We start from the raw sequence: 9375 nt of genomic DNA, 5'->3' as shown, positions 1-9375 counted from the left end.
GCCAACGCTCGAGGGCGACGGGGGTCTTGCGGAAGCTGAAACGGGCAAGGAGCTCTACGATGGCTGCCTGCCCTACGATGAGGTCGAGTTGGGCGCCTCGTTCACGTGCCAGGGCGAGGGCGAGGGCTGGCTCGTCACCGACGTCTACGGCGCCGGCAAGCTCAACCCGATGACCAACTGCCTCGCCTACGCCGACGGAGTCGCCCCCGACAACCCGACGCCGGAGGACTGCACCCCGATGCGCCCGCCTCACTGCAGTACTGCGCGCAAAAAAAACGCGATGACTGCCGAGTTTCTCGTCAGTGGTGACGAACCATTCGTCAGTTGAGGGCTTCGAGCCGGCTCACGGCTTTTGCGTGATCTGCAGCGTGACTGCATGGGGTGGTCCGTACTTGCGCAAGACGTCGACGCGGTAGGTCCCCGGGTCCAGGTCGATGTCCATCACTCCGGGGATGGGAGACACTGGCTCCTTCCTCCACAGCGAGTCGGCTTCGGCCTCGCTCAGCCCCGTCTCGTCGAGGCAGCGCTCGACCCATAGCTCGGTATCCATCCCGCGCTCGAAGGTGTAGGTGCCCGGCGTGTCGATCTCGATCAGAAAGCTCTGGTACATCGAATCGGCGTAGGAGAAGAAGTCCCGAACCCACGGCCCAAGCGTCGACGGATCCTCGCAGTCGAAGGTCGCCTCGAACTGCCAAGTACCCGCGCTGGGCTCGAGCAGCTCGAGATCTGCACACTGTCGATGGGGGACCCACAGGTGCGGCGCCGAGGCCTCGTACTCGGCGAACAAGGACTCGGCGTCCTGGCCGTAGACGGCCTCGAGCACGTCGAGCACGCCCCCACCTCCTCCCCGTGGGCTGGTCAGGAAGAGCTCGCGAAACGCGGCCAACCCGTGGAATTCGATGAGCCAGCGGACAAAGTGCCCCGCACCTGGGTAGTCGACATCTGCCGCCACGCCCGCGGTGACGAACTCTCGTGGGTCTCTCAAGGACTCCGAAGGTTCGAGCTCGAAGCTGACCGCGAGCCCCTCGGAGAAGGCCGGCGCGCTGCCGCTGCGCCACTCGCAGCTGACCGCATGAGCGAGCTCGTGAGCGGCCAGGCGAGGTGAGGTGAAAACGGTACCATCTCTGGCTCGGCAGCCTGCCGCGCCCTCCGGGCAGTAGCCATCGACATCTGCCACGAGATAGACTGGAACCCGTTGCGTGAGCTCAATATCCAGTGCCATTGCGATGTATTGATAGAAACGCTCGGCGTCGACAGCGGAGCCCGCGCAGAGAAATACATCTTCACCAATGTGAAAATCGAGATGTTCCGTCGAAGAACTCCAAGGAATCTCAGGTAGCTCCGTCCGAGGCTGGTGATCCACGCACCGCGCTGGTTGGGGCTGCTCGTCCTCGGCGCACCCACCGAGGGTCGTCGAGGCGAGGATGACGACCAGAGCGTTGGCACGTCGACTGCACTGCGTCCCCGGCATGAACACCAACGTACATCACGTTCTGTTCGCTGCCAGCCTGTCCCTCTTGCTCGTCGCCTGCGCCGACTCGGCGCCAACGCTCGAGGGCGACGGGGGTCTTGCGGAAGCTGAAACGGGCAAGGAGCTCTACGATGGCTGCCTGCCCTACGATGAGGTCGAGTTGGGCGCCTCGTTCACGTGCCAGGGCGAGGGCGAGGGCTGGCTCGTCACCGACGTCTACGGCGCCGGCAAGCTCAACCCGATGACCAACTGCCTCGCCTACGCCGACGGAGTCGCCCCCGACAACCCGACGCCGGAGGACTGCGCCGCGATGCGCCCGCCTCACTGCAGTACTGCGCGCAAAAAAACGCGATGACTGCCGAGTTTCTCGTCAGTGGTGACGAACCATTCGTCAGTTGAGGGCTTCGAGCTGGCTCACGGCTTTTGCCTGATCTGCAGCGTGACCTGATGGGGTGGTCCGTACTTGCGCAAGACGTCGACGCGGTAGGTCCCCGGGTCCAGGTCGATGTCCATCACTCCGGGGATGGGAGACACTGGCTCCTTCCTCCACAGCGAGTCGGCTTCGGCCTCGCTCAGCCCCGTCTCGTCGAGGCAGCGCTCGACCCATAGCTCGGTATCCATCCCGCGCTCGAAGGTGTAGGTGCCCGGCGTGTCGATCTCGATCAGAAAGCTCTGGTACATCGAGTCGGCGTAGGAGAAAAAGTCCCGAACCCACGGCCCAAGCGTCGACGGGTCCTCGCAGTCGAAGGTCGCGTCGAACTGCCAAGTACCCGCGCTGGGCTCGAGCAGCTCGAGATCTGCACACTGTCGATGGGGGACCCACAGGTGCGGCGCCGAGGCCTCGTACTCGGCGAACAAGGACTCGGCGTCCTGGCCGTAGACGGCCTCGAGCACGTCGAGCACGCCCCCACCTCCTCCCCGTGGGCTGGTCAGGAAGAGCTCGCGAAACGCGGCCAACCCGTGGAATTCGATGAGCCAGCGGACAAAGTGCCCCGCACCTGGGTAGTCGACATCTGCCGCCACGCCCGCGGTGACGAACTCTCGTGGGTCTCTCAAGGACTCCGAAGGTTCGAGCTCGAAGCTGACCGCGAGACCCTCGGAGAAGGCCGGCGCGCTGCCGCTGCGCCACTCGCAGCTGACCGCATGAGCGAGCTCGTGAGCGGCCGCCCGAGGCGAGGTGAACACGACGCCATCGCGAGTCACACACGCGGCTGCGGTCTCGGGGCAATAGCCCTCGACGTTGCCGAACACATACACCGGGATACGTCGACCGAGCTCGACATCCAACTCCTCGGCCACGTAATGAACGAAGCGCTCCTGATCGATCACGGAGCCCGCGCACAAGAACGTGCTGTCGTCCACATGGAAATCGATATGTTGCGTTGAAGAGCTCAACGCCATATCGGGCAAATCCGTGAGCGCTTCATGATCACTGCACCGCGCCGGTCGAGGCGCATCCTCTTCCACGCACCCGCAAAGGGTCGCCGACAGGAGCGAGATGGCGAGGACGTTGGCACGCCCACTGCACTGCGGTGCTGGCATGCACACCAACGTACATCACGTTCTGTTCGCCGCCAGCCTGTCCCTCTTGCTCGTCGCCTGCGCCGACTCGGGGCCAACGCTCGAGGGCGACGGGGGTCTTGCGGAAGCTGAAACGGGCAAGGAGCTCTACGATGGCTGCCTGCCCTACGATGAGGTCGAGTTGGGCGCCTCGTTCACGTGCCAGGGCGAGGGCGAGGGCTGGCTCGTCACCGACGTCTACGGCGCCGGCAAGCTCAACCCGATGACCAACTGCCTCGCCTACGCCGACGGAGTCGCCCCCGACAACCCGACGCCGGAGGACTGCGCCCCAGTACCTCTCGAGCTCGTTCCCTTCGACCTTCCCCGCCCGCGCGGCTGTTGCGGAGAGGACGCGGCCGAGGACAACATCGGCGGCGTCTGCGTCCTCGACTGCGGCTACGCGGCCTGCAAGACCGCGATCGCTGCGATCCGAGCGACCGCTGACGCACTCGAGCCAATCAAGGGTGTCCCCAAAAACGTGGTCGACACCTCCAAAGCCGATCTCTACGCCTACGCAGATTTCCTCGATGCGCCCGCCTCGCTGCAGCACTGCGCGCAAAAAGTCGCCCTCGTTCCAGGTGAGGTCGTCTCGATCGGCCTCGGCTCCGGGGTGACGAGCCCCGCCGCCTTCGGCCACATCAAGGACGCCACGATCTTCCTGGGCTGCAACCTCGACCCCGATGAGCCCTTTGTCATCGACTCCGAGTTCGGCGTGTGCACCGAGCCCACTAACATCCCTGACGCGATGCAGGAGCAGCAAAGCGGAGGGTCCGTCAACGGCGGCGCGGTCTCCGTCTTTGGCCCTGGCGTCGACACTTCTGCGACGATCGAACACGCGACCTTCGAAATCCACGAGGTCCTCAACCGCGATCTCTCGATCGACTTCACCCTCACGAGCTTCGACGCGACGGTCACCGACACCCGCGCCGGCTCCTTCGACCTGCGAGACGTTCAAGTCTCGCTCGCGGGTCCGGCCAGCGGGACCCTCGAGGGCGACGCGGTGATCTTCGCGCCCGGCACCTTGCGCTTCACCGTGTCGTCGATCGTCAGCGTCGACGGCGAGCCACTCTTTGCCGGCCTGCCCACGCGCGCCGAGTACTCGAACAGCGCTCCGGCCACCGCCACCCGGAGCCTCGACGGTTCGTTCGCGTTCTTGAATGCACCCTTCGAGGTCGGCGAGTACATCGCGGTCCTCAACACGGAGCCGAGCGCCCTGGTGCCGATCCAATAGACGTGGTCCCGAGCCTGTTCACGCTGCTGCCGCAGGTCCGCGGCCTTCGCTGAGCGCCCGCACAACCCGCGAGGATCCCGTCCGCCGTCCGCGCGATGGACTTCAGCCCGGTCCCCAGGCCGGGTTGGTAGCGAAGCGTGCTGGAGAGCTATGATGCTCGCCATGACGACTCGCTGGACTGCGCCGACCCTGTCTGCCCTCGGGCTCTTGCTGCTCTCGCCCGCCTGCTCCGATGACGGCGTCACCGACGACACGACCGGGTTGATGAGCGAGACCGCGGGCGACGGCGACGGCGACGGCGACGGCGACGGCGACGGCGAGAGCGGCACCGCCGAGGGGGATGGCGATGGGGATCCGGGCGATGGCGATGGCGACGGTGACGGCGATCCGGGCGATGGCGATGGCGATGGCGACGGCGACGGCGACGGGGACGGCGACGGCGACGGCGACGGCGACGGCGACGGCGACGGCGATCCCTGCGGCCCCGAGTGCTGCCCCGGCGAGCAGCAGTGCAACGGCGACATCGCCGAGACCTGCAACGAAGACGGCACCGCCTGGGAGCCCGAGGAGCTGTGCGACGAGGTCCTCGGCCTGGTCTGCAACCCCGATCTGGGCGCCTGCGAGGGCCCGTGCTCGGCCGACGCGATCGGCCTGAGCTACATCGGCTGCGACTACTACCCGGTGGTCACCAACCAGCAAGACAGCTACGACCAGGCCCCGCACCAGTTCGCGGTCACCGTCGCCAACGCCGGGCTCGAAGAAGCGAACATCACGGTCACGCGCGGCGATAACCCGGTCACCAACGTCGTGGTCGCGCCCGGCAACGTCGACGTGATCGCGCTGCCGTGGGTCAACGAGTTGACCAACGGCTCGGGGCCCTCGACCTTCCTCGCCGACGGCGCCTACCGCCTGCGCAGCGACCGGCCCGTGGTCGTCTATCAATACAACCCGATCGGCGCGACGGTGACCAACGACGCCTCGATCCTGCTCCCGGTCAACGCCTGGGGCCCCGAGGTCGTCGTCGCCGCGTGGAGGCACTGGGCCGGCTCGTTCAACTATCCGAGCATGTACTCGATCGTCGCCAGCGAGGACCAGACGACCGTCACGCTCACGCCCTCGGCGACCGGCGGTCAGGTCCAGGCCGGCGGCGGCGTCGCGGCCGACGGCACTGGCCAGGTCATGCTCGACAACTCCGACGTGCTTCAGGTCCTCAGCTCCGGCGGGGATCTGACCGGGACCCTGATCACCGCCGACAAGCCGATCCAGGTGATCGGCGGCCACGAGTGCTCCAACGTCCCGCTCAACATCAGCGCCTGCGATCACCTCGAGGAGTCGATCTTCCCGACCCAGACCCTGGCCAACGAGTACATGATCGCGCCGCCCGTCCAGGTCCCGAACACCAACCAGGCCAAGGCCACGATCGTCCGCGTGATCGCGACCGAGGCTGACACTCAGGTGACCTTCGACCCGGACCAGGGCCAGGACCAGGTCCTCGCCAACGTCGGCGATTTCCTCGAGATCCCGATGACGACCGCGGCCTTCAAGGTCACCGCCGACAAGGACATCCTCGCCGTCCAGTACATGGTCGGGCAGTCGGCCGGGTTCGGAACCAGCGATCCGGCCATGCTCCTCGCCGTGCCGATCGCCCAGTACCGCCAGAACTACCTGTTCTACGCCGAGCCAACCTGGGACGCGAACTTCGTCGACATCATCGCGCCGACCGGAACCAACGTCACCGTCGACGCGGTCGACGTCGCCAGCTGGTCGGCGATCGGCGCGACCGGCTACTCCGTCGCGCACGTCCAGTTGAACAACAACGGCAACGGCTCGCACGAGGTCGACGCCGACGACAAGGTCGGCATCAGCGTCTACGGCGTGCTCAACTTCGGCAGCTACTGGTATCCTGGCGGGCTCGACCTCACGATCAACCCGCAGTGAGCGACCCAGTGCCTCGCAGGAGCCCGGCCGAACTTCGTCGTCGATGACGATCCGGGGGTCTTGCGAAAGGTTGAGCCGACCGCTGGGGCCTCACGGCCCCCTATGGGGGCCGAAGGCCGAGTACTGCGAACGTCGAAGGGCGGGAGGTTAGCAGCCAGGCCCTTCACAGGTGTCGCCCACGTAACAAAAGCGCTTGGACGGCTTGCCGCTGGTCTTACCAGGGCAGTCCGCGCTGCAGCGCGTGGTCCCGTCGCGTCCGTCACAGCTCTCGCCGGCCTCACACACGCCGTTGTCACAGGTCGCACCACCGCCGCCGCCACCTTCGCCTTCGCCTTCGCCTTCGCCTTCGCCTTCGCCTTCGCCTTCGCCGATGAAGTCGTCAATGAAGCCCTGAAACGCCGACACGTTGGTGCTCACGCCATACAACAAACACTGAGCGTCACCATATGAAGTGATGCCCGCGACGTATTGCGTGCCGTTGCGGGAGATGAACGCAGGCCCGCCGCTGTCGCCGTTGCACGGCCCATAGAAGGGGCTTCCGTCTTGCTCATAGGAGAACTGGGTGTCGTAGCCGCCGCTCGAGCAGCCCGGCACCACGCAGCCGAGGCCGGCGATCGGGACCTCGGACTGGAGCTTGATGCCGTATTCGGTCTTTTGGACGTCACCGTAGCCAAAGCCCACATGATCGAGCATGGTGCCCGCGTCGTTGTTGCTCAAGCCGATCGATGCGGGCAGGTGGGGGACCGTAGGCGCGCTGTGATTGGGTGTCTCCAGGCGCAGCAGGCAGATGTCGTTGGTCAGCGAGTAGCGGTTGTAGCTGGGGTGGATCAGGACCTCGGACAGCCAGAAAAATTCGCCATTGACAGCGTTGCCCGCGAAGGCGGGGCCGTCGCCAAAGTAGACCGAGACCTCGGTCGGCTCCATCGGGTTGAAATTGCCCCCGCCATTGGCCTCATCGCAGCAATGGGCGGCGGTCATGACGACCTCGGGACTGATCAGGGTTCCCGTGCAAAAGGGGCTGATCGAGACCTGGTTGCCGGACCGCTGATGGATCCCAACGGTCGCGGCGTACTTGTCGATGTTGCTGTACGCGGGGGCGCCATTGATGACACGAAACTCGTCGTCGCCAGCATCGTCGAATCCGGGCACACAGCCGAGGCCCATGCTCACGCCGAGACTCGCACAAAGGATCACTTGGTTATGTCGGACATTCATGGTGACTTCCCGCCTCGATGGGCATCTCCCCAACCGAAGGCGCGATCGTTCTCGCAAAGCTCGACGTCACGATCAAGGGTGGCAATTACACGACTCTCGCCGGCGCCGGGACACTGTCCTTTTGGACAATGGGACGCTGAAAAATATCTGATTCATAGTTTGGAATTTTTGCACTTTAGTTGCGACATGATGTCGCCAGTTGCTTGCAGCGCGAGCGCGTCCGCGCGCGCGAGCACCCACGAGGGCGAGACGCGGATCGAGGTTGGCGAGGTCGGCAGGGTCTCGCTCGCGGGCGTGCCCTGGGATGTCCGCGCCCGCGAGGCGATCTCGAGCTGGCGCCTCGGGGTGTGATCCCCGGCCGCGCTGACCCAAACTATGGTCCTGGCGGCGACGCTGATCGTCGCGCTCGCCCGGGTCGGGATCGAGATTACGAGCCTGGTCGCGCGGCTCGGCGCCGCCGGACTCGAGACCGGCCTGGCGGTCCAGCGCAGCCTCTCGCACTTCGCCAGCGGCACGAGGTCGACGCCGACGACAAGGTCGACATCAGCGTCTACGGCGTGCTCAACTACGGCAGCTACTGGTATCCTGGCGGGCTCGATCTGACGATCAACCCGCAGTGAGCTCGTCGCGGCGCCGGGCGACTTCGCGCTCCGCCGCGCGCGGCGGAGCGCGAAGTCGAGGATTCACGTTGACCCCCGCGTGCGTGCGTGCGTACGATCCGCACCTACGATGCCGAGCTACACGAACCCCGGTGGTCTCAACCTGTCCTATCGCGTCCTCGGTGAGGGCCAGCCGGTCGTGCTCGTCCACGGATGGATGGTCGGAGGCGCGGTCTTCGATCCGATCGTCGACGCGCTCACGAGCGCGGGTCTCCAGCTGATCATCCCCGACCAGCGTGGGGTCGCCGAGTCAGCCCAGCCGCCCACGGGCTACACCCTGGCCAACTACGCCAGCGATCTGGTCGGGCTGGTCGAGGCGGCCGGGCTGCGCAACTTCAAGCTCCTCGGTCACTCGATGGGCGGACAGATCGCCCAGCTGGCCGCGATCGAGCTCGGCGAGCGGGTCGAGACCATGGTCTTGCTGTGCTCGGTCCCGGCCGCGGGCGTGCCCCTGCCCGACGAGCTGGTCAAGCTGTTCCGGACCTCGGCCGGCAAGGTCGAGGCTCAGACCGCGATCCTCAACATGGCCTGCAAGCAGCTCGACGACGCCGGGCTGCAGAAGATCCTGGCCACCGCCGCGACCGTGATGCCCAACTGCATCGCCGAGAGCTTCGACGCGTGGACGAGCGGCGGGTTCGCGGATCGGCTGGGCGAGATCAAGTGCAAGAAGACCTGGGTCGTCGGCACCGACGATCCCTTCTTGTCGCCGGAGGTCCTGCGCTCGATGGTCGTCGAGCCGATCGCCAACGCCGAGTTCGTGCACCTGCCGGGGCCGGGGCACTATCCGCAGATCGAGGCGACCGAGGCGACGGCCGCGAAGCTCATCGAGCTGCTGCGGGCGTGAACGAGCGAGGAGCCGCGGTGCAGTGCCTCCGCGGATGCTTTTTGGGGGGGCGGGGTCTTCTGAGGCCGCGTGAGGGGTTCGAATCGCGTCGCACTCACGCACACGTCACGGTGCCGTCATCCTTGGCCCACTTGCCCGGGCAGTAGAGCACCTTCTGGCAGCTGTTGATGTTTTCCTTGTTGATTGCCACGCAGCCGTCACCGGTCCAGTTTTGGGTGTCGATCGACGAGCAGCAAAAGTGCTGGTCTTCTTCCCCCTGATCCGGGGGCTCACGATCTTCGGGCGCGGGCGCGTTGTTGGAGAGCACGCCACAACCGGCGAGCAGCACGAATACGAGCGTCTTCGTGAACATAGGTCCACGCTAGCAGCCCGGTCGGGGCCGGCCATGCGAACCCCGCCGCAATTCGTGCACCAGGATCGCCAAGATCGAAGGCCGCGCCTGTGGGCACGCTCGCGC

Annotated in this window: 10 protein-coding genes; 6 read left to right on the top strand and 4 right to left on the bottom strand. The window is 66.0% G+C overall.

The features are described 5' to 3' along the window. On the top strand, positions 1–328 hold a 328-nt coding region (locus tag ENSA5_RS37855), incomplete at its 5' end, for a hypothetical protein (protein ID WP_181197918.1). Positions 329–343: 15 nt separating this feature from the next. On the opposite strand, the gene ENSA5_RS18970 is transcribed toward ENSA5_RS37855, so the two are convergent. Beyond that, positions 344–985 carry a hypothetical protein gene (locus tag ENSA5_RS18970; protein ID WP_146155868.1) on the bottom strand — a complete coding sequence of 214 codons (642 nt, stop codon included), beginning with the start codon at positions 983–985 and terminating at the stop codon, positions 344–346. Between the two features lie 484 nt (positions 986–1469). Here ENSA5_RS18970 and ENSA5_RS18965 point away from each other — a divergent pair, with 484 nt between their 5' ends. Beyond that, the gene (locus ENSA5_RS18965) at positions 1470–1826 is read left to right on the top strand and encodes a hypothetical protein (RefSeq protein ID WP_106393088.1); all 357 of its coding nucleotides are present in this window, start codon (positions 1470–1472) and stop codon (positions 1824–1826) included. A gap of 59 nt (positions 1827–1885) precedes the next feature. Here the strand turns inward: ENSA5_RS18965 and ENSA5_RS18960 are convergent, their stop codons facing one another. Next, positions 1886–2833: a hypothetical protein gene (locus ENSA5_RS18960; protein WP_106393087.1), complete on the bottom strand. Its 948-nt coding sequence runs from the start codon at positions 2831–2833 to the stop codon at positions 1886–1888. Positions 2834–3011: 178 nt separating this feature from the next. Here ENSA5_RS18960 and ENSA5_RS18955 point away from each other — a divergent pair, with 178 nt between their 5' ends. Next, positions 3012–4262, top strand: a complete 1251-nt coding sequence (locus ENSA5_RS18955; RefSeq protein WP_106393086.1) for a hypothetical protein — start codon at positions 3012–3014, stop codon at positions 4260–4262. Between the two features lie 162 nt (positions 4263–4424). Further along, positions 4425–6200, top strand: coding sequence for an IgGFc-binding protein (locus ENSA5_RS37850; RefSeq protein WP_181197917.1), 1776 nt, complete (start codon positions 4425–4427; stop codon positions 6198–6200). A gap of 147 nt (positions 6201–6347) precedes the next feature. Here ENSA5_RS37850 and ENSA5_RS18945 read toward each other — a convergent pair whose 3' ends face one another. Beyond that, on the bottom strand, positions 6348–7349 hold the full coding sequence (locus ENSA5_RS18945; RefSeq protein ID WP_181197916.1) for a S1 family peptidase: 1002 nt from the start codon (positions 7347–7349) through the stop codon (positions 6348–6350). Positions 7350–7601: 252 nt separating this feature from the next. Between ENSA5_RS18945 and ENSA5_RS37845 the strand changes: the two genes are divergently transcribed. After that, positions 7602–7766 (top strand): hypothetical protein, encoded by a 165-nt coding sequence (locus ENSA5_RS37845; RefSeq protein ID WP_181197915.1) that lies wholly within the window; start codon positions 7602–7604, stop codon positions 7764–7766. A gap of 378 nt (positions 7767–8144) precedes the next feature. Beyond that, entirely contained in the window at positions 8145–8918 is a 774-nt protein-coding gene (locus tag ENSA5_RS18935) for an alpha/beta fold hydrolase (protein WP_106393083.1), read from the top strand. Positions 8919–9012: 94 nt separating this feature from the next. Here the strand turns inward: ENSA5_RS18935 and ENSA5_RS18930 are convergent, their stop codons facing one another. Next, positions 9013–9270: a hypothetical protein gene (locus ENSA5_RS18930; RefSeq protein ID WP_106393082.1), complete on the bottom strand. Its 258-nt coding sequence runs from the start codon at positions 9268–9270 to the stop codon at positions 9013–9015. Between the last annotated feature and the right edge of the window lie 105 nt (positions 9271–9375).

The sequence above is a fragment of the Enhygromyxa salina genome (genome assembly GCF_002994615.1).
In the GTDB taxonomy this organism is placed as follows: domain Bacteria; phylum Myxococcota_A; class Polyangia; order Nannocystales; family Nannocystaceae; genus Plesiocystis; species Plesiocystis salina_A.
Note: the sequence above shows the minus strand (reverse complement) of the source record. Positions and strands in the feature narration are given on the sequence as shown.

Bases quoted from the DNA above. Each gene is read 5' to 3' on its own strand.
- ENSA5_RS18965 (WP_106393088.1), top strand. From the start codon at position 1,470: ATGAACACCAACGTACATCACGTTCTGTTCGCTGCCAGCCTGTCCCTC.
- ENSA5_RS18955 (WP_106393086.1), top strand. From the start codon at position 3,012: ATGCACACCAACGTACATCACGTTCTGTTCGCCGCCAGCCTGTCCCTC.
- ENSA5_RS37850 (WP_181197917.1), top strand. From the start codon at position 4,425: ATGACGACTCGCTGGACTGCGCCGACCCTGTCTGCCCTCGGGCTCTTG.
- ENSA5_RS37845 (WP_181197915.1), top strand. From the start codon at position 7,602: ATGATGTCGCCAGTTGCTTGCAGCGCGAGCGCGTCCGCGCGCGCGAGC.
- ENSA5_RS18935 (WP_106393083.1), top strand. From the start codon at position 8,145: ATGCCGAGCTACACGAACCCCGGTGGTCTCAACCTGTCCTATCGCGTC.
- ENSA5_RS18930 (WP_106393082.1), bottom strand. From the start codon at position 9,270: ATGTTCACGAAGACGCTCGTATTCGTGCTGCTCGCCGGTTGTGGCGTG.